The following is a 24871-nucleotide window of genomic DNA, read 5'->3' as shown; positions in this document are numbered from 1 at the left end:
GTAATGCTAATCATAGAGCATAAGTAGGCGCAGGTGCCGCCTTTGGCGCGCAATTCTAGCAGACCACTCTCGGGCATGCCATCGACTCATGCTAGACTGCGCGCTTTACGCGATAATAACCACCCTCTTTATTCACCGAGCCTTATCATGCTTGAGCGCATTCGCATTGTTCTTATCGGCACCAGCCATCCCGGCAATATCGGCGGCGTGGCACGCGCCATGCACAATATGGGCCTGACAGATTTAGCCCTCGTTGCCCCCCGCTGTGAAGTGATTACCCAGGACAGCATTTCCCGTGCCTCCGGCGCTGACCACCTCCTTCATCAAGCCAGTGTGCATGCCTCACTGGAAGAGGCGGTAGCTGATTGCACTTTGGCCGTGGGCGCCAGTGCACGCTCACGCACTCTGCCCTGGCCGATGCTCTCACCGCGGGAGTTAGCTGACTGGCTGCCCGCCGAGTGTCAGGCTGCTGAGTCCCGCGTGGCGCTGGTATTCGGGCGCGAGGACAGCGGCCTTACCAATGCTGAATTACAGCGCTGCCACGCACATGTGCATATTCCTACCAATGCCGACTTTAGCTCACTCAATTTGGCCGCAGCGGTTCAGGTGCTTACCTATGAGTGTCGCATGGCGTGGCTAAGCCAATCAGATGGCCAAGCGGATGCACCTCCAACTGTGCCAAATGATGACGATGATCTGGCCACCCACGCCGAGCTAGAGCGCTACTTTGAGCACTTAGAGCGCACGCTGATTGGTATTGACTTCCACGACCCTGATCAGCCGCGACAGCTAATGGCGAGACTGCGCCGCTTGTACCTGCGCGCTCGCCCAGAACGCATGGAAATGAATATTTTGCGTGGAATTCTGTCGGCTACCGAAAAGGCGGCGAACACCAAGCCACCCAAGCCGTAATTTATTAGGCAGGAAACGCTAAACTTGAAGTTGATGCTGCGTGCCCCAACTTCGCTATTCTGCTAACGTGATTTCTCTATTGATATTCCAAGAACCGGCGATATTTCAAAAATCCGTTCTAATAGTTCAATAGCTAGACGCCGCCTTTATAACGCCAAGGAACACCTCATGTTTCAACGTCTACGTGAAGACATCAACAGCGTATTTGACCGCGACCCGGCCGCACGTAACTTTCTTGAGGTGCTGACCAACTACCCTGGCCTGCACGCCCTCCTGCTGCATCGCTGCGGCCACTGGCTGTGGAAAAAAAACCTCAAGTGGCTAGCGCGGACGCTATCGACGTTTTCACGCTGGCTCACCGGCATTGAAATTCACCCTGGCGCCACGATTGGTCGGCGGTTTTTTATTGATCACGGCATGGGTGTGGTGATTGGCGAAACGGCGCTGGTGGGCGATAACGTAACGCTCTATCAAGGTGTCACCCTGGGCGGCACCAGCTGGAACAAAGGCAAGCGCCATCCCACCTTGGGGGATGGCGTGATTGTCGGTGCGGGCGCCAAAATACTGGGGCCCTTTACGGTCGGCGCTGGAGCGAAAATTGGCTCTAATGCCGTGGTCACCAAAGAAGTACCGCCGGGCGCCACGGTGGTAGGTATTCCCGGTAAAATCGTTAAACGCGCCGACCCCGATGTGGAAGAAGCACTGGATGTCGACCCCGCCCGACGCGAAGCCATCTGCCAAAAATTTGGCTTTGACGCCTACGGCGTCAGCCAGGACATGCCCGACCCCGTAGCCCGTTCGATGCAGGCAATGCTCGACCATATGCACGCCGTGGATGAGCGCATTGAGCGCATGTGCTCTACCCTGCGTAAGCTAGATGACAACTACCGTGACGGCCAGTTACCGGCGCTGCGCGATGAAGATTTTGCCGATATTCTGGACGAGAACGATACCGGCTGCACCGGCGTTGGCAAGCACTCGGCCACTCCACCATCAGCCGAGGAAGAAACGCTGCCGCCGCGTAATGGTTGACCAAAGCACTCAGGTTTTCCCATAATGGCAGCACATTTGCCGTTAGTGCGCTGAGCTTTCAGCGTCGAGGGGCTTGCCATGCGCTTGACCACTAAAGGCCGTTACGCCGTTACCGCCATGCTCGATTTAGCCTTGCATGCCCACAACGGCCCGACCAGCCTAAGCGATATCTCCCAGCGTCAAGAGATATCGCTCTCCTATTTAGAGCAGCTTTTTGCTCGCCTGCGCCGTGCAGGCTTGGTCAACAGCGTGCGCGGCCCAGGCGGCGGCTATCTGCTTTCGCAGCCTGCGGACGCGATTAGCGTTTCAAAGGTGATTGACGCAGTAAATGAAAGCGTTGATGCCACCCGTTGCCAGGGGCTCTCTGACTGCCAACAGGGTGACACCTGCTTGACCCACCATTTGTGGTGCGAGCTCTCCGTGCAGATACGCCATTTTCTTGACGATATGACCCTGGCACAACTGATGCTGCGTCCTGATGTCATACGTATTGCGTCGCGACAGAAACAGCGTGCCGAGGCAGGCATTCTCGCCTCTTCACCCTGACCCCACGACACAAACCCGATTACCTTGATCGATCAACCGCTGGAACGTAACGATGACCACACCCACGCTGCCCATTTACCTGGATTACGCCGCCACCGCGCCGGCGGATGCCCGCGTGGTTGAGGTTATGCAACGCTACCTGACGGTTGACCAGCTATTTGCCAACCCGGCTTCGCGCAGCCATATGCTGGGCTGGCAGGCAGAGCAGGTGATTGAGCAGGCGCGCCGCCAGGTGGCCGATGCCATTGGCGCCGACCCGAGAGAGATCGTCTGGACCAGCGGCGCCACAGAAGCTGACAACCTAGCGCTGATTGGTTTTATGCGCGCCAACCGCGAGCGTGGCCTACACTTGGTGACCTCGACGATTGAGCATAAAGCCATCGTTGACACTGCCCATGCGCTGGAGAAAGAGGGCTTTGAGGTTACCTGGCTAACGCCGGGCCAGGATGGCCGTATTGACCCCGAACAGCTGCGCGCAGCGATGCGCGATGACACCGCGCTGGTTTCATTGATGGCGGTTAACAACGAACTGGGCAGTATCAACGATATCTCGGCTCTAGCGGCCGTTGCCCATGAGTTTGGCGCGGCGTTTCATACGGATGCTGCCCAGGCGGTGGGGCGTATTCCCTTAGACGTAGTGGCTCAGCAGATCGACCTGATGTCGTTATCCGGCCATAAAACTTACGGCCCTAAAGGCGTCGGGGCGCTTTATGTGAAGCGCCACCCGGACATCCGCGTTGAGGCGCTGATACATGGCGGTGGCCATGAGCGCGGTATGCGTTCAGGCACCCTACCGACACACCAAATTGCTGGCATGGGTGAAGCCTTTGCACTGATGCAGCAGCAGTACGACGAAGACAACGCCCATATTATGGGCTTGCAGCAGCGCTTTCTGCGTGGCCTGGAGGGACTTGACGGTGTATTCTCGAACACGCCGCTGAATGACACTGAAAAGCGAGCAGTACCCAACATTCTCAATCTGGCATTCGAAGGTGTCGACGGCGAGTCACTGCTGATGGCGCTGCGCGATGTAGCGGTCTCCACCGGATCGGCGTGCAACTCGGCCAGCGTCGACCCGTCCTATGTGCTGCTCGGCATCGGCACACCACGCTCGCTGGCGCTCTCATCGCTGCGTTTTAGCTTCGGGCGCTTTACCACCGAAGCCGACATTGATCATGCGCTAACGCTCATACGCCATGCGGTGAGCGGTTTACGTACACCGCCCCGTCAAGCGGCTGACTAGCTGACTATTTTTAAGGAGGACGCCTCATGATGGCAACACTCAATATTACCCCGGCTGCCGCACAACAGATCCGCCACGTGCTCGACGAGCGCGGCCAAGGCCTCGGCCTGCGCGTCTCGGTCAAGCCAAGCGGCTGCTCTGGCTATAGCTACGTGCTCGATTTTGCCGACACCGTCAGCGACGAAGAAGTCCATTTTGAAGCCCACGGTGCCAGCGTCTATGTCACTCCCGATGCGGTAGAGATGCTTAACGGCAGCGAAGTGGATTACGTCAGCGAAGGGCTGAACCGCTTTTTCCGCTTCAACAACCCTAACGTCAAAGATGAGTGTGGCTGCGGTGAGAGCTTTACCGTCTAAGCATTGCTTGGTCAGCTTCATCGCCGGTATTCATCCCCCGGCTTAAGCGCTATAATCACGCCCCTGGATACACAAGCGCAGGCAGCCGGGTTACGCCCGCATGCTTTTTTGACACATTAGCGTTTAAAAACGCTAGCTGCCGAAGCGCTATTAACTGAATCATTTTCTGGGCCGCCCTGGCCTTCTAGGGCGGCACTTTTTGCTTAAGCCTTTTTAAGGAGACCATTTACATGGCTACTGAACGCACTCTTTCTATTATCAAGCCTGATGCCGTTGCCAAGAATGCTATCGGTGACATCATTGCTCGCTTCGAAAAAGCGGGTCTAAAAGTCGTCGCAGCCAAAATGGTTCATCTCTCTGAAGAGAAGGCTGGCGGCTTCTACGCAGAACACAAAGAGCGTCCGTTCTTTAAAGACCTGGTTGGCTTCATGACCTCTGGGCCGGTGGTTGTACAAGTGCTTGAAGGTGAAGGCGCCATCGCTAAAAACCGTGACCTGATGGGTGCGACCAACCCGAAAGAAGCGGCACCCGGCACTATTCGCGCCGATTTTGCGGAAACAATTGACGCCAATGCTGTCCATGGTTCTGATTCTCCGGAAAGCGCTGAGCGCGAAATTAGCTACTTCTTTGGCAACGACGAAATCTGCCCGCGCTAAGCCTTTAAGGTAGCGCCGCCGAATCAACTTTCGTTGCCGGCCATTTTGCGGGGGCTAGTCCCCCGCCCCTTTCTATAACGCTGACCGCCATGACCACCACTGTAGCCCAACACACGCCCGCCCCACATACTGACGCCGCCAGCAAGCCTGCTGCAAAAGCGACGCCTGAGCGTCAAAACCTGCTTGGCATGTCCCGTGAGCAGATGGAAGCCTTCTTTTTGTCGATCGGCGAAAAGAAGTTCCGTGCCGCGCAGCTAATGAAGTGGATTCACCAGGAAGGCAGCGATGACTTTGCTGCCATGACGAACCTTTCCAAAGCACTGCGTGAAAAACTGGCCCGGCTGGCAGAAATTCGTGGCCCAGGGGTGATTTATGAGGGTACTTCCAGCGATGGCACCCGTAAGTGGGTGCTGGAAGTGGAAGACGGCAGTTATGTAGAAACGGTACTGATCCCGGCGGAGAACGGTAAGCGCCGCACGCTATGCGTTTCCTCCCAGGTCGGCTGCTCGCTGGACTGCAGCTTCTGCTCCACCGGCAAGCAGGGGTTTCAGCGCAACTTAACCGCTGCTGAAATTATCGGCCAGGTATGGGTCGCTCAGCGCAGCGTTGGCCCGCGGCGTGATACGGCGAACCGTCCGGTGACCAACGTAGTGATGATGGGCATGGGCGAACCGTTGCTCAACTTCGATAACGTTGTACCTGCCATGAAGCTGATGCTCGACGACAACGGCTATGGCCTGTCCAAGCGCCGCGTGACGCTGTCGACCTCTGGCGTGGTGCCGATGATCGACAAGCTCGGCGATGAAATGGACGTTAGCTTGGCGATTTCGCTGCATGCGTCTACGGACGAGTTGCGCAATGAGCTGGTGCCCATCAACCGTAAGTACAATATTCGCGCGTTGCTGGATGCTTGCCACCGCTACCTTTCCAAATGCCCGGACAATCGTCAGGTCACCATTGAGTACACGCTGATCAAGGACGTCAACGATCAGCAGGAGCACGCCGAGCAGCTTGCTGCATTGCTTAAAGAGCTGCCGTGTAAGATCAACCTGATCCCGTTTAACCCGTTCCCAAACTCTGGGTACGAAAAACCGTCGCGTAATCAGGTTATGCGCTTCCAGCAGTGGTTGTATGATTTAGGCTACAACGCCACGGTTAGAACAACCCGAGGTGAAGATATTGATGCTGCCTGTGGCCAGCTCGTTGGTCGCGTGAAAGACCGCACCAAACGCAGCGCGCGCTATATCCAGTCAGTACAGCTCGACGCGGACTAGGGGGTGGAGTGTCGAAAACCGGGCTTATCTTGACTTCCGCTTGGCACGGCGCTTTGATGGTCACGGTTTTTATTTAGATTAGCACTGCTGTTTGTATGTATTGCCTTACTCGCAGTTGGACGTTCACCACAAGAGGATTTACATGATCGCTCACCGCAGGCGCCAACACCCATCGCGGGTGCCCATGCTCACCGTGCTTATCGGTAGCTTGTGGCTAGCCGGCTGTGCCTCGTCCAACAACCTTTCACCACAAGCTACCCCCGCGGCGGCAGAAGCCTATACCCAGCTTGGCGTCGCCTATTTAGAGCGCGATAATCTTCCCCGCGCTCTCAACGCACTGGATCGGGCACTTGAAATTGCCCCACACCATGCAGAAGCGCTGCAAGCACTGGCACTGGTTTATCAACGCCAGGGCGAAAGTGCACTTGCCAACGACTATTTTCAACAGGCGGTGAATGCCGAGCCTGACTTCACCCGCGCCCGCAACAACTATGCGGCGTTCTTGTTCAGTCAGGGCCAGTTAAACGCCGCCTGTGAGCAGTTAGAAACCGCATCACAGGATGCCCAGTACGCCAACCGTGCCCAGCTATTTACTAATTTAGGGCAGTGTTATCTGGCGCTGGAAGAATTTGATAAGGCGCGCGCTCGATTGGAGCGCGCGCAAAGTATTGATCCGCGTAATTCACGCGGCTATTTAATGTTAGCTGAACTCGAATATTCGCAGGGCAATTACTCTCAGGCCTGGGCACCGCTGCAAACCTATTTACAGCTCGCCGAGCCCAACCAAGCAGCGCTAAGAATGGCGGTTGATATCGCTCATTCACGCGGCGAGCATAGCGTCGCCGCCGAATACCAGCGCCTGCTTGGCAACGACTGACTGATTGACGCCCTGATCACCGCTTATTTAATGAAGGATGCTCAGCCATGAGCGATACACAGTCACAAGAAAACGTCATTGATAGCCCTAACACTAGCGCCTCTCCTGGCGAACTTCTTGCTCGCCAGCGCGAGCAGCTTGGTATTCCGCTCGCCGATGCGGCCCGGGCGCTCAACCTGCGCCCCGCCGTGGTGGGAGGGCTTGAGCAGGATGACTACCAAGAGATCCCTGTCGCCGCTTATCGACGCGGCTACCTGCGCTCTTACGCTAAATACCTGGGCATGGATGACCGGCTGGTGCTTGAAGCTTATCAAGCCCGTAGCGGCGGTAGCGACACCGAACGCCAAGTCACCCCGGTCTCCACGGCTAGGCCACCCTCCCGTATTGGCGCCTGGCTGTTCAAGCTGGTGACTTTGCTGGTAATTGTGGGTCTTATCGCGGTGACCGTGATGTGGTGGCAAAGCCGGGGTGGCAATGAGCCGCCAGGCTTTGGCTCAACCTCCCCGGAAGAGACCGCTACCGCCCCGGCAGAGCCGACCAGTGAACCCGCTGAAACAGCAGAGAGTACGGATTCAAGCTTCACCAGTGGTGATGAAAGCGCGACGCTGCCCAGTAATGCCACCAACGTCACGCCTTCACCGACGGCTGCGCAAGAACAAGCGCCCAACGATCAAGCTGATGTTGACGCGGTTACAGGCCTCGATGAATCCGCACTGGATAGCACCACCGATACGGCCAGCACCGCCGACGATAGCAATGAGCCTAGCAGGCCTGAGCAAAACAGTGTTGAAGAGAGCGACACTGATAGCGAACAAACCGCTGCCGCCGAGCAAACCGCTAACGCCAACGTCCTCGAACTGACGTTTAACGAGCAGTCGTGGACGGAAATTTTTGATGCCACCAACCAGCGCGTCTTCGTGGGCCTACAAACGCCCGGCACCTCGACCACCGTCGAGGGTGAGCCTCCGTTTCGCTTAACCGTAGGTAATGCCACCGGCGTTGAGCTGCGCTACCAAGGCGAGGAAGTTGATCTTCCCGCCCGCGCAGGCGCCAACAATGTTGCCCGATTCACCTTGGGAGAGTGACCCGTCTTATGCACGCCCCTTCTCCGATAAAACGCCGCCATTCCCGCCAGATTCAGGTTGGAAACGTCGCGGTGGGCGGTGATGCCCCCATTGCCGTTCAAAGCATGACCAATACCAACACGTTGGATGTCGCCGCGACCGTGGCCCAGATCCAACAGTTGGAAAAAGCCGGTGCGGATATCGTACGCGTTTCGGTACCCGATATGGACGCCGCCGAAACCTTTGGTCAGATCAAAAAACTCGTCAATGTACCGCTCGTTGCCGATATCCATTTTGATTACAAAATTGCCCTACGCGTCGCCGAACTCGGCGTCGACTGCCTGCGCATCAACCCAGGCAACATCGGCCGTGAAGACCGCGTACGCGCGGTGGTTAGCGCGGCCCGCGATCATGGCATTCCGATCCGGATTGGCGTCAACGCAGGGTCGTTGGAAAAAGACCTGCAGAAGAAGTATGGCGAACCCACGCCAGCAGCGCTGGTGGAGTCTGCCATGCGCCATATTGACTACCTGGATCGCCTGGACTTCCCCGACTTCAAAGTCAGCGTCAAAGCCTCGGATGTATTTATGGCCGTGGCCGCCTATCGCGACCTTGCCGCACGCATCGAGCAGCCGCTGCACTTAGGGATTACCGAAGCGGGAGGTCTGCGCTCGGGCACGGTCAAGTCATCGATTGGTCTGGGTATGCTGCTGATGGACGGCATCGGCGACACGATCCGCGTCTCGTTGGCGGCAGACCCGGTGGAAGAGATCAAGGTCGGCTTTGATATGCTCCGCAGCCTCAAGCTGCGCTCGAAAGGCATCAACTTTATTGCCTGCCCCAGCTGCTCGCGCCAGAACTTTGACGTTATTAGCACCATGAACCAGCTCGAAGAGCGGCTGGAAGACGTAATGACACCGCTCAACGTCTCGGTGATCGGCTGCGTGGTCAATGGCCCCGGCGAAGCCAAGGAGACCGATATCGGCCTGACCGGCGGTAGCCCCGCCAACTTGGTGTATATCGACGGCAAGCCCGCCAGCAAGCTGCGCAACGATCACTTGGTAGATGACCTGGAGCAGCTGATTCGCGAAAAAGTGCGCGAAAAACAGCAGCAGCAAGACGATATGATTGCCCGCAGCGTTTAGCTGGGGCTGGCTGCCAGCCTGGGTGAGCCACGCCTGATGGCAGAATAAGGAGTTTTCTTTGAGCAAGTCCGCCGTTAAAAAAATTCAAGCCATTCGTGGTATGAACGACCTACTGCCCAGCGATAGCCCACGCTGGCAATTTTTTGAAGCCAAAGTACGCCAGCTAATGCTGCGTTACGGCTTTAATGAAATCCGCACGCCTATCGTTGAGCAAACCGCGCTGTTTGCACGCTCTATCGGTGAAGTTACCGATATCGTCGAAAAAGAGATGTACACCTTCGACGATCGCAACAGCGAGAGTTTGACCCTGCGTCCCGAAGGCACTGCCAGCTGCGTGCGCGCGGCCATGGAGCACGGCCTGCTGTATAACCAAACTCAGCGGTTGTGGTACCAGGGGCCGATGTTTCGCTATGAGCGCCCGCAAAAAGGCCGTTACCGCCAATTCCACCAGATCGGCGTCGAGACCTTCGGTTTTGATGGCCCGGATATCGACGCCGAGGTGATCTTGCTTTCAGCGCGCCTGTGGCAGGAACTCGGCTTGATGGAGCACGTTACCCTGGAGCTAAACTCGCTAGGTTCATCAGAGGCGCGGGCAGCCTACCGAGATACCCTGGTGGCCTACTTTGAGCAGCACCTAGACGCTCTCGATGAAGACTCCAAACGCCGCTTGACCAGCAACCCGCTGCGTATTCTCGACTCCAAAAATCCGGCCATGGCGGAGATGCTCGACGGCGCGCCGCAGTTGATGGATCACCTGGATGCCGAATCCCAGGAACACTTTGAGCAGCTCACGAAGATGCTTGAAGCAGCAGGCATTGACTATGTGATCAACCCACGCTTAGTGCGCGGGCTCGACTACTACTGCCGCACCGTGTTCGAGTGGACCACGACTGCGCTGGGCAGCCAGGGCACCGTGTGTGCAGGCGGACGCTACGACGGCCTGGTCGAACAGCTGGGCGGCAAGCCTACCCCAGCGGTGGGCTTTGCCATGGGCATTGAGCGGTTGATTCTGCTGCTCGACACCCTGGAACTGATTCCTGAGAACGCCCTTGGCGGCTGCGATGTCTATTTGCTGCCCATGGATGATACCGCCACCACGGCAGCGATCACCCTGGCCGAGCAACTGCGTGGCGAGCTGCCTGAACTGCGTCTACAGCTTCATTGCGGCGGCGGCAGCTTTAAAAGCCGAATCAAAAAAGCCGACAAGAGCGCTGCTACGATAGCCATACTGATCGGTGAAGATGAAATCGCGACGCAGTCGGCAACGGTCAAATTTCTGCGCGATGACCGCGAACAGCAAAGCGTTCCTCAAGCCGCATTAGGCCGCACGCTGGGCGAGCTTTTAACGGCTAACGCATAAGCCCTGCAGGCTGCCTGCTTGCATGCGACGGTCTAAACATACGACTTTAGAAGAAAGGAGCCCGCCCGTGGTGGAGCTGAGAAGCGAAGAAGAACAGCTAGACGCCGTCAAGCGCTGGTGGAAAGAGAACGGCATGTCGTTGATTGCAGGCGCTGTCCTGGCGGCGGCCGGGGTGTTCGGCTGGAATGCCTGGCAGAACTATCAGCAAGGCCAGGCTGAAGCGGCCTCCATGCGCTATCAGCAGTTAGTCAATATGACCGCTGGCAACGAGCTTGACGAGGAGCAACTAGCAAGCGCGCGGGAAATGGTTAGCGAACTGACCGACGAGCATGGCGATACGCTCTACGCCGAACTCGCCCTGCTGCTCGACGCCCGCTTGGCTGTTCAGCAAGGCGACTTGGAAGCAGCACGCACCGCACTGGAAAGCGCAGCCGATTCCTCGCGCCGCTATGTGCAAAGCTTGGCGTGGCTACGTTTAGCCCGTATCGAGCTTGCCGACGGTAACCCTAAACAGGCGCATGCGCTGTTAGACGAGCCGATTAGTGATGCGCTAGCGGCCCAAAAAGCTAACGTGCGCGGCGATGCGTTCGCCGCCCAAGGCGACACCGAGGCGGCCCGCGATGCCTGGGAAACCGCTCTAGAAGTGTCTCAAACCAAAGACCAGCCGCTTTACGGCGTGCAGTTCAAGCTTGACGATCTCGGCGCTGAGGAGGCGACACAATGACTTTTGGTATCCCAACGAAACAGCTAGTACGCGCTAGCTTAGGCGCGCTGTCGCTGGCACTGCTGGTCGGTTGCGCGAGTAAAGGCGAGCCTGCCTATACTCCCAAAGAGCTGCGTAGTTTCGACGAGACCTCCTCGCTGGAAACTCAGTGGCGGCGCAATGTGGGCGATGGCCTGGGCCATGCCCGTTACCCCATCGCGCCTTCCCGTGAAGGCGACACCGTGTTTGCGGCCGATGTCGAGGGCGTGGTGATGGCGATGGATGCCAACAGCGGCGACGTCGAGTGGGAAATCGACCTTGATACCCCTATTTCCAGCGCACTAACGGCAATTGCCGGTCAGGTTTATCTGGCCACCGGTAACGGCGAAGTGATCGCGTTGGATCAACGTGACGGCAGCGAAGAATGGCGCTCACGGGTATCCAGCGAAGTGCTTGCCGCGCCCCAGGCCAACCAGCAACTGCTGGTCGTGCAAAGTGTCGATGGCCGTGTGACTGCCTTGGATCGCGCCACTGGTGAAGAGCGCTGGGTATACACCAGTTCGCAGCCGTCACTCACCCTGCGCGGTACCGGTACACCGATGGTCATTGATCCAGTCAGCTTTGTTGGCCTGGCCAATGGCCGCCTGGCCACGCTGGATAACCGCAGCGGCCAGCCGCTATGGGAAATGCAGATTGCCACCCCCCAAGGGCGTAGTGAAGTGGAACGCCTGGTCGATCTTTCCGGCCAGCCGATCATCAGCCCCGATGGCCGCCTGTTCGTGACCAGCTATAACGGCCGCGTGGTGGCGCTGGAAGCAACTCAAGGCGACGTACTTTGGGAAGCGGATCTCTCCAGTCGCCATACCCCGATTCTGGTCGGCGACTTCCTGTTTGTGGTCACCGATGACAGCCAAGTCGTCGCCCTCGACGCTAACAACGGCCGCGAAATTTGGCGCAACGACGATTTAGAAGATCGTTGGTTGACCGCCCCCGCCTTCGCCGATGGCCGTTTAGTGTTCGGCGATTTCGAAGGTTATGTTCACCTGATCGACGCTCGCGAAGGCGATATCGTGGGTCGCACTCGCGTGCACAGCTCGGGCATCAGCGTACGCCCGGTCACTGAAGGCAGCACCATTCATGTCCAGGCCAACAATGGTCGCCTGGAAACCCTGGAAGTAACTCCATGACACCCGTCATTGCTTTAGTCGGTCGCCCCAATGTGGGCAAATCGACGCTGTTTAACCGCCTAACGCGCTCGCGTGATGCACTGGTGGCCGACTTTCCTGGCCTCACCCGCGACCGTAAGTACGGCAATGGCATGCTGGGCGATAAGGTCTATACCGTGATTGATACCGGCGGTATCAGCGGTGACGAAGAAGGCATCGATGCCGCTATGGCAGAGCAGTCACTCGCCGCCATTGATGAAGCCGATATCGTGCTGTTTATGGTCGACGCTCGCGCCGGCCTTATCGCCGCTGACCAGGCGATTGCCAACCACCTGCGGGTTAACCAGAAAAAAACCTGGCTGGTGGTGAATAAAACCGATGGGTTAGAAGAGCATTCGGCAATGGGCGACTTTTGGTCGCTCGGCCTAGGCGACCCCTGGCCAATTGCTGCCGCCCACGGGCGCAACGTTTCCACCCTGATCGATGTGGTACTCGAACCGTTTCCGGAGCGCGATGCCAGCATTCCCGCGGACACCGGTAGCAAAGGTATTCGCATCGGCGTGATTGGCCGCCCGAACGTGGGCAAATCAACCCTGGTCAATCGCCTTCTCGGTGAAGATCGGGTCGTCGTGTTTGATGAGGCAGGCACTACCCGCGATGCCATCGAGATCCCCTTCGAGCGCCGTGGCAAGCCCTATGTACTGATTGATACCGCGGGTATCCGGCGGCGCAAGAACGTGCGTGAAATCGCCGAGAAATTCTCCATCATCAAGACCCTGGATGCGATCAAAGAGTCCCATGTAGTGATCATGGTTCTGGATGGCTCCAGCGGCCTGGTGGAGCAGGATTTGCACCTGCTCGACTATGTGTTGACCACCGGGCGCGCCCTGGTGCTGGCAGTCAACAAGTGGGACGGCCTGGAGACCGAAGCCAAGGATAAAATGCGCACTGAAGTGAAGCGCCGCCTGGGCTTTGCGGATTATGCCGAGCTGCACTTCATCTCTGCTCTACATGGCACGGCAGTGGGGGATCTCTACCCCTCGATTGATCGCGCCTTTGACGCCGCTAACGCCCACTGGTCGACCAACCGCCTCACTACCCTGCTACAGGACGCGGTAAGCCAAAACCCACCGCCGATGGTGCACGGTCGACGCATTAAACTGCGGATGGCTCACCAGGGTGGCAGCAACCCGCCGATTATCGTCGTCCACGGCAACCAAACCGAGGCGTTGCCAGAAGCCTATCGTCGCTATTTGACCAACACCTTCCGCAAGGTGCTCAAGGTACGCGGCACGCCAATTCGCTTTGAGTTCCGCTCGGGCAGTAACCCGTTCGATGACATGGCGGGCGCCAGCGACAAAGAGAAAGCTAAAAAGCGCGAGCTTAATCGCACCAAAGAGGCGCGTAAAAGCCGTCGTTAAACGCCTTATTAGCTGCCTTTTGAATTCGCCCGCTTGTATCATCAAGCGGGCGTTTTGGTTCTAGCCTTAAATAGGCGCTTGAACACGTAAATTCTGTTGACAGAAAATGACTTCAGCCCTCAAATAGCCGCGCTTATTAGCCCGAAGCTAACAAGCTTGCATCAGCACTTTACACTTAGCGTCGTTACCCCACTGCTTACGTCCTACTTAAGGGGACTCTTATCTTATGCTTTATATTGCTCGCTACTGGCGCTGGCTGACCTTGTTTGGCGTTGCCAGCCTACTCACGGGTTGTCTCGCCCTGCCCCAAACCGGTTTGTTTGCGTTTCGTTTGGCGGTGACCTCTCTGGGGGTTGAGGATGTTCGCATTGGCCCTTACAGCATTAATGCGGGGCTAGACACCAGCGATTTAACCAGCCTGATTGCGTCTAGCCTTGGTGCCGGTAGCCTGCCCGTTCAGGCCACCATTGCCATGGGGCTGGGCTTACCTGCGGGCATGCCACCGGTGGAGATGTCAGGCTTTCGCTGGGCGCTGGATATGCCGGGCGTTGATCCTGTGGAAGGTAACTATGAACAGGACGTCACGCTGACCTCTGGCGATGATGCTAATTTACGCCTACCGGTTGCCTTTGATGTACTCGCCACCGACACCCAACGCCTGGCCCCCATGCTGGAGCTTGCCAGCCAGTTGGCGTCTCAAGGCGAGCTACCGCCTGGCAGTCAACTGGCCATCACGCCTGGGGATCTGCGCGGGTTGGGTATGAAACTACCGTCAGGATTATTAACGCCGACAATTCGCTTAAACGTAGGTGCCGATGGGCAGCTAGTACCCCAGCGCTAAGGGTTTATGTCTAGGAGCTTGCAGCCAATCGTCTGCGGCCTAGCCTTGGTTCAGAGGGGACTCAATTCAGCATCCATACTCAACCACTAGGTGGGTTATGATGGGGGATTGATTTACTGCTATCAGCGGTTATCTTGTGTGCAAGAAACTCTTTCGTCTATAAGGAAACCGACTCATGCGCTGGCTTCGCCCTCTCGCTGTTACCGCACTATGTGCGTCTATCGCCGCTTGTACCACCTCGCCCACCGGACGCTCGCAACTGCTGTTGCTCTCTGATAGCGAATTGAATGAGATGGGGCGCCAAGCGTTCACTCAATATCAGCAGGAGCTGCCCACGGCGGGCCAGGCCAGCCACCGCTATGTGCAGTGTATTGCCGATGCCATCGTGGCGGAACTCCCCGCCGAACAGCGGCAGCTAGACTGGCAAATTCGCGTATTTGAGTCCGAACAGCCCAACGCGTTCGCGCTTCCCGGCGGCTATATGGGCGTGAATACCGGCATGCTGGATATTGCCACGACCCAGGATCAGCTTGCTTCCGTTATCGGTCACGAAATTGGTCACGTACTGGCCAACCATGCCAATGAGCGCGCCTCCACCGAGAGCGCCACCTCATTAGGCCTGTCGGTGATTTCCAGCACCTCTGGCATGCAGTCTGCCGGTGGCCAGCAACTCATGGGCGTGCTCGGCATGGGCGCACAGTACGGCATCGTACTTCCCTTCTCCCGGGCCCATGAGAGTGAGGCCGATGTGATTGGTTTGGATCTCATGGCTCAAGCCGGTTTCAATCCCCGTGAGAGCGTGACCCTTTGGGAAAATATGCAGGCGGCCACAGGTGGCGGTGCGCCCCCCGAGTGGATGTCGACTCACCCTGGCCAAGGCCAGCGCATTCAAGGGCTGCAGGGTAATATGGATCAAGCACTTGCCTTGTACGAGCAGGCTCGCAGCAATGGTCGTACACCCAACTGCCCGCGTCCTTAACGGATCTTGAGGTTTAAATGATTAAGCTGGGATTACTGCTACTGGTACTGCCGCTGTTTGTGCTGATGGGCGTGTATTTCTGGGAGCTAAACGACGTACGCGCGTGCCAGCTTGATGGCGGCCATTGGGACTATATCGAGAGTGCCTGTAGAGACACCCCGCAACCGTTTGTCTCCTGGCTGGAGCGTTCGCCGCTGTTAGTCAATGGCGGCATGCTGCTCTCGGTGGTGGGGCTGGTGATGTGCACGCTTGGCTTGTACGTTAAGCGCGCTAAGTGAAACGTTATTAGCGGCATCAATAAAAAGTGGGGGCGGATACAGTATCCGCCCCCGCTTTTTTAGCAGCGTTAGTTGGATGCGGCTATGAATAGTTAAGTGATTGGCGCAGCATTTCTCGCACAGGCGCGGTTTCAGGACGAACATTGCGCCATAGAAAAAACGACTCAGCGGCCTGCTCGACCAGCATGCCTAAGCCGTCAAGCAACTTCGCGCCGCGCGGGCCTGCCCACTGTAAAAATACCGTCGGCTCGGCCCCATACATCATGTCGTAGGCCCAGGCATTGGTATTGAACAACGTATCAGGCAACGGCGGTAAATCGCCTGATAGGCTGGCACTGGTGCCGTTAATCACTACATCAAAAGTGCCGTTAACGGTATCAAAACCGCCGCCATGGATAGGCCCTAGATCAGCAAAATCGCTGGCCAGCTGCTCGGCCTTGGCGGCGGTGCGGTTGACCACGACGATTTCACTGGGCTCCTCGGCAAGCAGGGGCTCCAGAATGCCGCGCACGGCGCCGCCTGCGCCTACCACCAAAATGCGCTTGTCTGCTAACGCCACGCGGTGATAGGCCAAATCGCGCACTAGGCCAATGCCATCGGTAGTATCGCCGTAGGTACGGCCATTGCCACCCAGGATCAGCGTATTCACCGCCCCTGCACGACGGGCGCGATGGCTCAAGGTGTCGCACAGCGCAAAGGCATCTCCCTTGAACGGCACGGTAACGTTGGCGCCACGCCCGCCCGCGTCGATAAACGCCCGCCACGCACCGGCAAAGCCATCCACCGGTGCTTCTTCAGCGGTGTACTCAAGGGTTTGTTGCGTTTGATGGGCAAACTCAGCGTGGATCTGCGGGGATTTGGAGTGTTTGACCGGGTTGCCAAACACGCAGTAGCGATCGGTCATGAGAGCTCTCCGCTTTTTCCTTGATGCATCCTCAGCGAATTCGCCGAGCCAGTCCCGGGGGTGTAAGAAATCCTGCAAGCGCGCTTCGGGACTGCCGGACTCTGGCTCAAAGGCGTACTCCCAGCGCGCCATTGGCGGCATTGACATCAAAATTGACTCCGTGCGCCCGCCGCTCTGCAAGCCAAATAGCGTGCCACGATCCCACACCAGGTTGAACTCCACGTAGCGGCCACGGCGGTAAAGCTGGAAGTCGCGCTCCCGCTCGCCCCAGGCGTCATTTTTACGGCGCTCAACGATGGGCAAATAAGCCGCTAAGAAACTGTCGCCCACCGCGCGCTGAACGGCAAAACAATCGGCAAACTCACCTTCGTTCAGGTCATCGAAAAACAGCCCACCGACGCCGCGGGTTTCATCGCGGTGCTTAAGGTAAAAGTACTCGTCGCACCAGGCCTTATAGCGCGCATAAACATCATCGCCAAAGGGGTCGCAGGCGGCTTTTGCCACCCGGTGCCAGTGCACCACGTCTTCCATCACGGGATAAAACGGCGTTAAGTCAAAACCGCCGCCAAACCACCACACCGGCGGCTCGCCGGCTTTCTCGGCAATAAAGAAGCGCACGTTGCCATGGCTGGTAGGCACATGGGGGTTTTCCGGGTGCAGCACCCAGGAAACGCCCACCGCGTGGAAGCTGCGACCAGCAAGTTCAGGGCGCGCGGCGGTGGCCGAAGGCGGCAGCTGGGTGCCATAGACATGGGAGAAGTTGACGCCGCCTTTTTCAAATACGCCGCCATGGGTCATCACCCGTGATCGACCACCACCGCCCTCTGCACGCTCCCAGCTATCTTCTTGGAACTGGGCAGCGCCATCGGCTTTTGCCAATCCAGCGCAGAGCCGATCCTGCAGATCAAGAAGGTAGCGTTTAACGTCATCAAGGTGCTCGTGGGCCACGGTAACTCCTGGGGGCATTGGTGAGTCGTAATGGGTGAGTGGTGAATAGTTGGAGAGCCGGTTTAAGAACGCATGATTTTACCGGTGGCTAGGTCTCTAATGGTGCTGGGTTTGGCATTGCCACCCAGCTCGCCTTGCACTATATAGGCCACTTCATCAGCAAAGATGTCAGTAATCTCGGCGGCGCTCATCGCGGGCGGTTCCCCCGAACGGTTGGCCGAGGTTGATACCAACGGACCACCGAAAGCTTCGCACAGAGCTTTCATCACCGGGTGGTCGGTCACACGCAGCGCTACGCGCTCGTGGGCGCCACGCACCAGCCCATGGCTGCGGCCATAATCAGGCACTAGCCAAGTATTGGGCCCCGGCCAGCTTGCCGCAAGAGGAGCATGCATCGCGAGGGGAAGCTGGCTCAGCCAGGGTTGGAACTGGCCAATATTGGCAGCAACAAGGATGACGCCCTTGGCAGGGTCGCGCTCTTTCATGCGCATTAGATGGGCTAAGGCTGCGTCGTTTTCGGGGTCACAGCTGAGCCCCCAAACCGCTTCAGTGGGACAGGCAATCACTCCCCCACTACGCAGCGCGCTAATCGCAGGGGCTAGATCGGTCGCCAAACTCATGCTCTCTCCTCACGGCTAACAGGCCTTTAATGACTTTATCCTATCATGGCCGCGGCAACCGCACCCAGCCTCCCGCCTGCTGTGCAACCCAGCCTTCTAACTCCAGCATCAGTAGGCGCTGCTGGCAGTCGCTGACCGTCACGCCAGTGGCGTGCACCAAGAGATCAATAGGCGTCGGCGTGGCCGATAATGACGCTAATAAGGAATCGGGCAAGCTATCGTCGGACAAACTATCGGGTAGCGGTTCTTGCTCAGATGGCTGTTCTTCCGTCTCAGGCGGGATAAACGCCTCCGCCCAGTGGCCAAGATCAGCGATGATATCGTCGACGCTACAGGCCAGGTGCGCACTGCCTTGACGCAGTAGTGTCAAGCAGCCGCGGGCCTGTACATTGTGTAGCGAACCGGGCAGCACAAACAGTTCGCGATTTTGCTCTAGAGTAAGCCGTGCACTGACCAGCGAACCGCTTTTTTCGGTGGCTTCGACCACTAGGGTACCGAGCGAGAGGCCGGTAACGATTCGGTTGCGCCGCGGGAAAAACGCCGGGCGGGCCAGCGTACCTGGCGGATGTTCTGACACCACCAGGCCACCGGGTAGAGAGCTAAGCTGTTCGTGAAGATCACGGTGAGAGGCGGGATAGATCACATCTACGCCGCAGCCGAGTACAGCGATCGTGCGCCCACCGGCATTTAGCGCTGCGCGCTGGGCAACACCGTCAACTCCCAAGGCCATACCGCTGACCACGCACCAGCCGCGGCGGGCTAGATCGCGAGCGAAGGTTTGGGCGTTATGGGTACCTTCGCCGGTGGGGCGACGAGTGCCTACCATGGCAAGTTTGGGGCCCTCCAGGGCGCTAAGATCCCCCTGGGCCCAGAGCACCACAGGCGGGTCGGGCAATTCATTTAACAGCGCAGGCCAAGCGGGGTGATCTCGATGCAGCACATGGCGACTTGGGCCGCTTCGCTGCCACGCCAGGGTTTCATCAACCACATTTTGCAACGGGCTGCGCGTGGGATGTTCAAGCCACAGGCGCAACTCGCTGGCAGCACGGCTGGGCAGTGCTGCCAGCCAGCCTTCTGGCCACTGCGGCTGACGGGCTAATAATTGCGCGATACGCAGCGCCCCCATACCCGGCAACGCATTGACCACCAGCCACGCCTGGGCGTCCATACTTCCTCCTTTTAAACGTCTTTGTGTGCCGCCTGTTAGTTCGTCGCTGACCCAACCCCATCGCCCACTTCCAGTATCCGGGACGCCTGCATCACCAAGGCATAGCTGACGCGATCATAGGGCTTGAAGACCATCACACTGCCCGCCTCTGTGCTGGGCAGTTGCACCAGCTCCTGGGTACGTGGGTCGTTGATCAGCTCACCCTGCTGATTGACTCGCAGCACATGCCCCGCCTGCAAACCATCCAGGGTGCCAAGATCCAGCGCAACGATCTGAAAACGGCCAATAAAACGCACGCCACCTGGCACGGCAATAACATGACCCTCAACCGCATTGGGCGGCGCGCGGGGCATAAACTCACGGCTCAGCTCGCGCTCCTCCAAGGGCAACACAATATCGTTAACCCGCACTTCCTGATGGGAACTAACGACTTCAAGCTGCGCAATATCGCCTTCACTGCTGACGTGGCGAGCGATGCCAACGTTGATCAGCTCTAAGCCCAGCGGCGTGCCATCCATTGCCAGGTAGGGCTCCGACTGCCGATAGATACCCACCTGACCATGGTGTGGCACAACGCCACGCACGTATAACCTATCTCCCGCACCACTGATCAAGCGGCGATCATCTCCCGCCACGACGTAAGCCAGTGCCTGCAACACCTCGGTATCATCGACGACGCGGTGTTCGCGCAGAAAGGCTCGTGCTTCCTCCAAGGCGATGGGCTCGATCGCTTCACGATGGGGCAAGGTACGCACCTGAGGCGAGAGTTTAATCACTGTCTGATCACGCTCCCAAGCAGTGGCATCAATACTCACCAGCACCACTGCGCTCAGCAGCAAACCACTCAAAGCCCTCCGGTAGGCGTGTTGTTTTGCCGCCATCCAGTTCTCCCAAGAAAATGCATCACTCTTAGTTCCATGTCGAAGCGCTGCATAAGCGCAGTCATTCTGTTGCTGCTGAAACCCAGTGCGTATCGGGCGCCCATGCCCAGAAACGTTGACAGCATGATATAGTGACCCATCATAAAGTACCTAGGTTAGAAGACGCTCGTCACTACCTAGCTTGACTTAATTTAGACTCAGCATAACGGTGATTGTAACGCCATGGCCAAACTTCCTATTCTTGAATTCCCCGATGAGCGCCTGCGCACCAAGGCCGCTCCGGTGGAAACCGTCGACGATGAGGTACGCCAGCTCGTCGACGATATGCTGGAGACCATGTATGACGCCCGTGGTATCGGTCTAGCCGCGACCCAGATCGATGTCCATCGCCGTATTGTCGTCATGGATGTCAGCGACGATAACTCCCAGCCGCTGGTGCTCATCAACCCGCGCTATACACCCATTGGCGACGAGAAAGAGCCACTTTCGGAAGGCTGCCTGTCGATTCCCGAGCACTACGCCGAAGTGCCGCGCTATCTTAAGGTGCAGCTCAACGCGCTGGATCGTAATGGCGAGGCCTATGAGTTAGAGGCAGAGGGTCTGCTGGCACACTGTATTCAGCACGAGTACGACCACCTTGAGGGTGTGCTGTTTGTTGACTACTTGTCGCCGCTAAAGCGCGACCGTATCCGCAAAAAAATGCAGAAACGCCACAAGCAGATGCAGGACGCCTAACACTTCTCTCATTCACGCCAGGTAGCCTTCTTTATATGTCACGATTGCGCGTTGTTTTTGCTGGCACGCCTGAATTCGCCGCCTCTAGCCTTGCCGCGCTGCTGGAAAGCCAGCACGAGGTGGTGGCGGTGTATACCCAACCCGACCGCCCCGCTGGCCGCGGCCGTAAGCTAACGCCCAGCCCGGTCAAACAGCTGGCTCTGGAACACAGCCTGCCTGTCTATCAGCCTCAGACGTTAAAGCAACCCGAGGCTCAAGCCGAGCTGGCCGCGCTCAATGCCGACATTATGGTCGTTGTGGCCTATGGACTGCTGCTTCCTCAGGCCGTGTTGGACATACCGCGTCTCGGCTGCGTTAACGTTCACGCTTCGCTGCTGCCCCGCTGGCGCGGCGCTGCCCCCATACAGCGGGCGATCGAGGCGGGTGATAGCGTATCGGGTGTAACTATCATGCAGATGGATGCTGGCCTGGATACCGGGGCGATGCTCACGGAAGTGCGCACGCCCATTACGAACCGCACCACCGGCGGCGATTTGCACGACCGTCTCGCGATTCAAGGCGCCAATGCGTTGATCAACACGCTGGATGCCCTGGCCACCGGCACCGCGCATGCCACGCCTCAGCCCGAGGAAGGCGTCACCTATGCCGCCAAGCTGAGCAAAGCGGAAGCCGAGCTCGACTTTGCCCAGCCCGCCCAGCAGTTAGCCAGCAAAATTCGCGCCTTTAACCCCTGGCCGGTGGCTTGGTGCGCATTAGGCGATGATCGCCTGCGGCTGCTAATGGCGAACGTAGAAGAGGGCGATCAGCCAGCCTGCGAGCCCGGCATGCTACTAGACCACGGCGACGATCATCTGCGGATTGCCTGTGGGGAAAACGGCAGCGAGGTACTTTGTGTGACCAGCGCACAGCTGCCCGGCGGTAAAGCCATGGACGTGCGTGACTTACTCAATGCCCGCCACGCGCGCCTTGCTACCGGTACTCGTCTTGGTAAACCAGCGGCTCAGGCCAGCGAAGGAGAAACACCATGAGCCAAAAGCGCTCCCCCCAAGGCGGCAGTGGTCAGGAAGTCCGCGCCGCGGCGGCTCGCGCGCTGGCCCCGGTGCTCAGCGACCAAGGCTCACTGGCGGGGCTGGATGAGCACAGCGTGGTGGCTCGCGACCGCGGGCTGCTCAAAGAGCTCTGCTTTGGCACCTGCCGCCGCTTACCGCGTCTGGAAGCCTTAGCGGGCACATTACTTAAGCAACCGTTTAAAAAGCGCGACAGCGATGTTCAGGCGCTGCTGCTGCTGGGTATTTACCAGTTGTTGTACATGCGCATTCCAGCCCACGCGGCAGTAGGTGAAACCGCGGGCGCTGCGCGCTTGCTGAATAAGGAGTGGGCCACCCGCGTGTTAAATGGCTGTTTGCGGCGATTGCAGCGCGAATCCGAGGCGCTCCAGGCCCAAGTAGACCGGGATGAGAGCGTCGCGTTAGAACATCCACCCTGGCTACTTAACGCCTTGCGTCAGGCATGGCCAGAGCAGTGGCGGGCGATTGTCGAAGCCAACAACCAGTCAGGCCCGATGACGTTGAGAGTGAATCAGCACCACAACGATCGTGAAGCCTACCTGTCGCAGTTGACCGAGCAGGGGTTGAGTGGTCACCTGTGCCCCCACGCCCCAGACGCCATCACGCTGGAAACACCCTGCGATGTCACGGCGCTGCCTGGCTTCGAAGCGGGACATATTAGCGTTCAGGACGAGGCCGCCCAACTCTCGGCAGTACTGCTGGGGCCCGTGCTTGCGCCACGGCCAGGTGCACATGTTCTGGATGCTTGCTGCGCCCCCGGCGGCAAAACGGCCCATTTGCTCGAACTGTTCGACATCAATCTTACCGCTATCGATAGCGATAATCAGCGCCTGGCACGGGTGGAAGATACCCTTAGCCGACTAGGCGTAGAGGCCGTTCTCCAACACGCCGATGCGACCGAGCGCGACTGGTGGAGCGGCACGCCGTTTGATGCCATCCTGCTCGACGCCCCTTGCTCTGGCACCGGTGTTATCCGCCGTCACCCGGATATCAAGAAGCTGCGGCGCAAAGACGATATCCGGCCGCTGGCCAAGCTTCAACGTCAGCTGTTAGACAACCTTTGGCCGATGCTGCGCGAAGGCGGCACCCTGCTCTACGCCACCTGCTCGGTGCTTCCGGAAGAGAACAGTGAGCAGATTGAGGCATTTCTCGCCCGCACCCCTGACGCCCATGTCACCACGCCTAACGATGTTGCCTGGGGCATTTCCAGCGGCGCGGGTCGCCAGCTGTTTCCAGCCCAGAACAGTCACGATGGCTTTTTTTATGCCAGACTAGAGAAGCGCACTGCCTAGGCGTTCACTGATGCCGGGGGCAGTGATTTCATGACAAGGAAGGAGGTACTATGAGTCATCATACTTACAAGCACGTGGAACTGACCGGCTCTTCCGAGAAGGGCATTGAGGAAGCGGTTCAGAATGCACTGGCCAAGGCGTCAGAAACGATTAAGCACATGCGCTGGCTGGAAGTAGTCGATACCCGTGGCCATATTGAAGATGGCCAAGTGGCCCACTGGCAGGTCACGGTTAAAGTCGGCTTTACGCTAGAGTAATCCTCACCTGCTTTTCGACGGCGGCTGGTTTACACTGGCCGCCGTCTTTATTGCAACGCATGATAGACCGTTGCCTGACCTTGTCGGCATGTTCTTAAAAACAAGGCCTTAACGACATCGCGCGCTGGCGCTTTTAATGGAACCGATGCTCAGCAATGAAAATCATCATTCTCGGCGCCGGCCAGGTCGGCGGCACACTGGCTGAACACCTCGCCCGCGAGGAGAACGACATCACCGTCGTTGACACCGACGCCAAAAAACTGCGCGAGCTGCACACCAAAATCGATATCCGCACCGTCACTGGGGCAGGTTCCTACCCGATTGTGTTGCGTCAGGCTGGCTGCGAAGACGCCGATATGTTGATCGCTGTCACCAACAGCGACGAGATCAATATGATCGCCTGCCAGGTCGCCCATACGCTGTTTCGCACCCCGACCAAAATTGCCCGGGTGCGCGCCACCGCGTACTTGACCCGTAAAGGCCTTTTTGCCCACGAAGCGATCCCCATTGATGTGCTGATCAGCCCCGAGCAGGTGGTTACCGATCATGTACGTCGCCTGATTGAGCATCCCGGTGCCCTGCAGGTGCTGGAGTTTGCCGGTGGCCTGGTACAGCTGGTGGCAGTGAAAGCGTTCTACGGCGGCCCGCTGGTAGGCCAGGATTTAGCCTTTCTGCGCCGCCATATGCCTAACGTGGATACCCGGGTGGCGGCGATTTACCGCCGTAACCGACCGATTATCCCCCGTGGCGATACGGTCATCGAGGCTGACGACGAGGTGTTCTTCCTCGCCGCCCGCCGGGATATTCGCGCGGTAATGAGCGAGCTGCGCCGGGTCGAGCGGGACTTCCGCCGGGTAGTGATCGCCGGGGGTGGTAATATCGGCGAGCGGCTGGCGGAGCATTTGGAGCATAGCCACCAGGTCAAGATCATCGAGCACAGCCTGGAGCGCTGCACCACCCTCTCCGAGCGGCTGGATCGCACCGTGGTGCTCCATGGCAGCGCCACCAGCAAGCGCTTACTGGAAGAGGAGAATATCGAAGAGTGCGATATCTTCTGCGCGCTGACCAACGACGACGAAGTCAATATCATGTCGTCGCTGCTCGCCAAGCGTTTGGGGGCGAAGAAGGTGCTGACGCTGATTAACA

26 protein-coding genes and 1 pseudogene are annotated in these 24871 nt (G+C 58.1%); 22 read left to right on the top strand and 5 right to left on the bottom strand.

The window, feature by feature from the left end:
- The first annotated feature begins 147 nt into the window (after nt 1–147).
- The 17 genes from ACW17M_RS10970 (at nt 148) to ACW17M_RS10890 (ending at nt 15853) form a co-directional block, all read left to right on the top strand.
- Nucleotides 148–912 carry an RNA methyltransferase gene (locus tag ACW17M_RS10970; protein ID WP_457547378.1) on the top strand — a complete coding sequence of 255 codons (765 nt, stop codon included), beginning with the start codon at nt 148–150 and terminating at the stop codon, nt 910–912.
- A 168-nt stretch (nt 913–1080) separates the two neighbouring features.
- Nucleotides 1081–1944 (top strand): serine O-acetyltransferase, encoded by an 864-nt coding sequence (gene cysE / locus ACW17M_RS10965; protein WP_009288410.1) that lies wholly within the window; start codon nt 1081–1083, stop codon nt 1942–1944.
- 78 nt (nt 1945–2022) lie between these two features.
- A complete protein-coding gene (gene iscR, locus ACW17M_RS10960) occupies nt 2023–2490 on the top strand; it encodes a Fe-S cluster assembly transcriptional regulator IscR (protein WP_022520074.1) in 468 nt (155 codons plus the stop codon).
- Nucleotides 2491–2542: 52 nt separating this feature from the next.
- The gene (locus tag ACW17M_RS10955; RefSeq protein ID WP_141440006.1) at nt 2543–3733 is read left to right on the top strand and encodes an aminotransferase class V-fold PLP-dependent enzyme; all 1191 of its coding nucleotides are present in this window, start codon (nt 2543–2545) and stop codon (nt 3731–3733) included.
- Nucleotides 3734–3762: 29 nt separating this feature from the next.
- A complete protein-coding gene (locus ACW17M_RS10950; protein WP_027957427.1) occupies nt 3763–4089 on the top strand; it encodes a HesB/IscA family protein in 327 nt (108 codons plus the stop codon).
- Between the two features lie 230 nt (nt 4090–4319).
- Entirely contained in the window at nt 4320–4745 is a 426-nt protein-coding gene (gene ndk, locus ACW17M_RS10945) for a nucleoside-diphosphate kinase (protein WP_022520077.1), read from the top strand.
- Between the two features lie 89 nt (nt 4746–4834).
- Nucleotides 4835–6019 carry a 23S rRNA (adenine(2503)-C(2))-methyltransferase RlmN gene (rlmN, locus tag ACW17M_RS10940; protein WP_009288408.1) on the top strand — a complete coding sequence of 395 codons (1185 nt, stop codon included), beginning with the start codon at nt 4835–4837 and terminating at the stop codon, nt 6017–6019.
- Between the two features lie 142 nt (nt 6020–6161).
- Entirely contained in the window at nt 6162–6896 is a 735-nt protein-coding gene (gene pilW / locus ACW17M_RS10935; protein ID WP_022520078.1) for a type IV pilus biogenesis/stability protein PilW, read from the top strand.
- 47 nt (nt 6897–6943) lie between these two features.
- Complete coding sequence (locus ACW17M_RS10930; RefSeq protein ID WP_457547377.1) at nt 6944–7981, top strand: RodZ domain-containing protein; 1038 nt, start codon at nt 6944–6946, stop codon at nt 7979–7981.
- Nucleotides 7982–7989: 8 nt separating this feature from the next.
- On the top strand, nt 7990–9105 hold the full coding sequence (gene ispG / locus ACW17M_RS10925; RefSeq protein WP_027957428.1) for a flavodoxin-dependent (E)-4-hydroxy-3-methylbut-2-enyl-diphosphate synthase: 1116 nt from the start codon (nt 7990–7992) through the stop codon (nt 9103–9105).
- Nucleotides 9106–9163: 58 nt separating this feature from the next.
- The gene (gene hisS / locus ACW17M_RS10920; RefSeq protein ID WP_022520080.1) at nt 9164–10465 is read left to right on the top strand and encodes a histidine--tRNA ligase; all 1302 of its coding nucleotides are present in this window, start codon (nt 9164–9166) and stop codon (nt 10463–10465) included.
- 67 nt (nt 10466–10532) lie between these two features.
- Nucleotides 10533–11189, top strand: a complete 657-nt coding sequence (locus ACW17M_RS10915; protein ID WP_027957429.1) for a YfgM family protein — start codon at nt 10533–10535, stop codon at nt 11187–11189.
- Entirely contained in the window at nt 11186–12355 is a 1170-nt protein-coding gene (bamB, locus tag ACW17M_RS10910; RefSeq protein WP_009288403.1) for an outer membrane protein assembly factor BamB, read from the top strand. Before ACW17M_RS10915 ends, bamB begins: the two co-directional genes overlap by 4 nt.
- Nucleotides 12352–13755 carry a ribosome biogenesis GTPase Der gene (gene der, locus ACW17M_RS10905; protein ID WP_027957430.1) on the top strand — a complete coding sequence of 468 codons (1404 nt, stop codon included), beginning with the start codon at nt 12352–12354 and terminating at the stop codon, nt 13753–13755. Before bamB ends, der begins: the two co-directional genes overlap by 4 nt.
- Before the next feature lie 226 nt (nt 13756–13981).
- On the top strand, nt 13982–14596 hold the full coding sequence (locus tag ACW17M_RS10900) for a hypothetical protein (protein ID WP_009288402.1): 615 nt from the start codon (nt 13982–13984) through the stop codon (nt 14594–14596).
- A 175-nt stretch (nt 14597–14771) separates the two neighbouring features.
- Complete coding sequence (locus tag ACW17M_RS10895; protein WP_009288401.1) at nt 14772–15575, top strand: M48 family metallopeptidase; 804 nt, start codon at nt 14772–14774, stop codon at nt 15573–15575.
- A 17-nt stretch (nt 15576–15592) separates the two neighbouring features.
- On the top strand, nt 15593–15853 hold the full coding sequence (locus tag ACW17M_RS10890; protein ID WP_027957432.1) for a hypothetical protein: 261 nt from the start codon (nt 15593–15595) through the stop codon (nt 15851–15853).
- 82 nt (nt 15854–15935) lie between these two features.
- Here the strand turns inward: ACW17M_RS10890 and aroE are convergent, their stop codons facing one another.
- The 5 genes and pseudogenes from aroE to ACW17M_RS10865 form a co-directional block, all read right to left on the bottom strand.
- Nucleotides 15936–16757 (bottom strand): shikimate dehydrogenase, encoded by an 822-nt coding sequence (aroE, locus tag ACW17M_RS10885; RefSeq protein ID WP_027957438.1) that lies wholly within the window; start codon nt 16755–16757, stop codon nt 15936–15938.
- A gap of 39 nt (nt 16758–16796) precedes the next feature.
- Nucleotides 16797–17705 (bottom strand): annotated as a pseudogene (hemF, locus tag ACW17M_RS10880) (oxygen-dependent coproporphyrinogen oxidase); the annotation flags it as partial.
- 62 nt (nt 17706–17767) lie between these two features.
- Nucleotides 17768–18325, bottom strand: a complete 558-nt coding sequence (locus tag ACW17M_RS10875) for an L-threonylcarbamoyladenylate synthase (protein WP_041157563.1) — start codon at nt 18323–18325, stop codon at nt 17768–17770.
- Between the two features lie 43 nt (nt 18326–18368).
- The gene (gene dprA / locus ACW17M_RS10870; protein ID WP_009288392.1) at nt 18369–19493 is read right to left on the bottom strand and encodes a DNA-processing protein DprA; all 1125 of its coding nucleotides are present in this window, start codon (nt 19491–19493) and stop codon (nt 18369–18371) included.
- Nucleotides 19494–19528: 35 nt separating this feature from the next.
- On the bottom strand, nt 19529–20374 hold the full coding sequence (locus ACW17M_RS10865) for a peptidoglycan-binding protein (protein WP_233974462.1): 846 nt from the start codon (nt 20372–20374) through the stop codon (nt 19529–19531).
- A 222-nt stretch (nt 20375–20596) separates the two neighbouring features.
- On the opposite strand from ACW17M_RS10865, the gene def reads away from it, so the two are divergent.
- The 5 genes from def to trkA all read left to right on the top strand — a co-directional run.
- Nucleotides 20597–21109, top strand: coding sequence for a peptide deformylase (gene def, locus ACW17M_RS10860; protein ID WP_022520096.1), 513 nt, complete (start codon nt 20597–20599; stop codon nt 21107–21109).
- A 35-nt stretch (nt 21110–21144) separates the two neighbouring features.
- Entirely contained in the window at nt 21145–22137 is a 993-nt protein-coding gene (gene fmt, locus ACW17M_RS10855) for a methionyl-tRNA formyltransferase (RefSeq protein ID WP_009288389.1), read from the top strand.
- Nucleotides 22134–23468 (top strand): 16S rRNA (cytosine(967)-C(5))-methyltransferase RsmB, encoded by a 1335-nt coding sequence (rsmB, locus tag ACW17M_RS10850; protein WP_041157560.1) that lies wholly within the window; start codon nt 22134–22136, stop codon nt 23466–23468. Before fmt ends, rsmB begins: the two co-directional genes overlap by 4 nt.
- A 50-nt stretch (nt 23469–23518) precedes the next feature.
- Nucleotides 23519–23725: a dodecin gene (locus ACW17M_RS10845; RefSeq protein ID WP_008959783.1), complete on the top strand. Its 207-nt coding sequence runs from the start codon at nt 23519–23521 to the stop codon at nt 23723–23725.
- Between the two features lie 155 nt (nt 23726–23880).
- A partial coding sequence (gene trkA, locus ACW17M_RS10840; protein WP_457547188.1) for a Trk system potassium transporter TrkA occupies nt 23881–24871 on the top strand: 991 nt, incomplete at its 3' end.

The organism is Vreelandella sp. 2A-K22, from assembly GCF_054065485.1.
The sequence above is the reverse complement of the archived record's forward strand: the minus strand, read 5'-3'. Positions and strand labels throughout refer to the sequence as shown.

Bases quoted from the DNA above. Each gene is read 5' to 3' on its own strand.
- ACW17M_RS10970 (WP_457547378.1), top strand. From the start codon at position 148: ATGCTTGAGCGCATTCGCATTGTTCTTATCGGCACCAGCCATCCCGGC.
- cysE (WP_009288410.1), top strand. From the start codon at position 1,081: ATGTTTCAACGTCTACGTGAAGACATCAACAGCGTATTTGACCGCGAC.
- iscR (WP_022520074.1), top strand. From the start codon at position 2,023: ATGCGCTTGACCACTAAAGGCCGTTACGCCGTTACCGCCATGCTCGAT.
- ACW17M_RS10955 (WP_141440006.1), top strand. From the start codon at position 2,543: ATGACCACACCCACGCTGCCCATTTACCTGGATTACGCCGCCACCGCG.
- ACW17M_RS10950 (WP_027957427.1), top strand. From the start codon at position 3,763: ATGGCAACACTCAATATTACCCCGGCTGCCGCACAACAGATCCGCCAC.
- ndk (WP_022520077.1), top strand. From the start codon at position 4,320: ATGGCTACTGAACGCACTCTTTCTATTATCAAGCCTGATGCCGTTGCC.
- rlmN (WP_009288408.1), top strand. From the start codon at position 4,835: ATGACCACCACTGTAGCCCAACACACGCCCGCCCCACATACTGACGCC.
- pilW (WP_022520078.1), top strand. From the start codon at position 6,162: ATGATCGCTCACCGCAGGCGCCAACACCCATCGCGGGTGCCCATGCTC.
- ACW17M_RS10930 (WP_457547377.1), top strand. From the start codon at position 6,944: ATGAGCGATACACAGTCACAAGAAAACGTCATTGATAGCCCTAACACT.
- ispG (WP_027957428.1), top strand. From the start codon at position 7,990: ATGCACGCCCCTTCTCCGATAAAACGCCGCCATTCCCGCCAGATTCAG.
- bamB (WP_009288403.1), top strand. From the start codon at position 11,186: ATGACTTTTGGTATCCCAACGAAACAGCTAGTACGCGCTAGCTTAGGC.
- der (WP_027957430.1), top strand. From the start codon at position 12,352: ATGACACCCGTCATTGCTTTAGTCGGTCGCCCCAATGTGGGCAAATCG.
- ACW17M_RS10900 (WP_009288402.1), top strand. From the start codon at position 13,982: ATGCTTTATATTGCTCGCTACTGGCGCTGGCTGACCTTGTTTGGCGTT.
- ACW17M_RS10895 (WP_009288401.1), top strand. From the start codon at position 14,772: ATGCGCTGGCTTCGCCCTCTCGCTGTTACCGCACTATGTGCGTCTATC.
- ACW17M_RS10890 (WP_027957432.1), top strand. From the start codon at position 15,593: ATGATTAAGCTGGGATTACTGCTACTGGTACTGCCGCTGTTTGTGCTG.
- aroE (WP_027957438.1), bottom strand. From the start codon at position 16,757: ATGACCGATCGCTACTGCGTGTTTGGCAACCCGGTCAAACACTCCAAA.
- ACW17M_RS10875 (WP_041157563.1), bottom strand. From the start codon at position 18,325: ATGAGTTTGGCGACCGATCTAGCCCCTGCGATTAGCGCGCTGCGTAGT.
- dprA (WP_009288392.1), bottom strand. From the start codon at position 19,493: ATGGACGCCCAGGCGTGGCTGGTGGTCAATGCGTTGCCGGGTATGGGG.
- ACW17M_RS10865 (WP_233974462.1), bottom strand. From the start codon at position 20,374: ATGGCGGCAAAACAACACGCCTACCGGAGGGCTTTGAGTGGTTTGCTG.
- def (WP_022520096.1), top strand. From the start codon at position 20,597: ATGGCCAAACTTCCTATTCTTGAATTCCCCGATGAGCGCCTGCGCACC.
- fmt (WP_009288389.1), top strand. From the start codon at position 21,145: ATGTCACGATTGCGCGTTGTTTTTGCTGGCACGCCTGAATTCGCCGCC.
- rsmB (WP_041157560.1), top strand. From the start codon at position 22,134: ATGAGCCAAAAGCGCTCCCCCCAAGGCGGCAGTGGTCAGGAAGTCCGC.
- ACW17M_RS10845 (WP_008959783.1), top strand. From the start codon at position 23,519: ATGAGTCATCATACTTACAAGCACGTGGAACTGACCGGCTCTTCCGAG.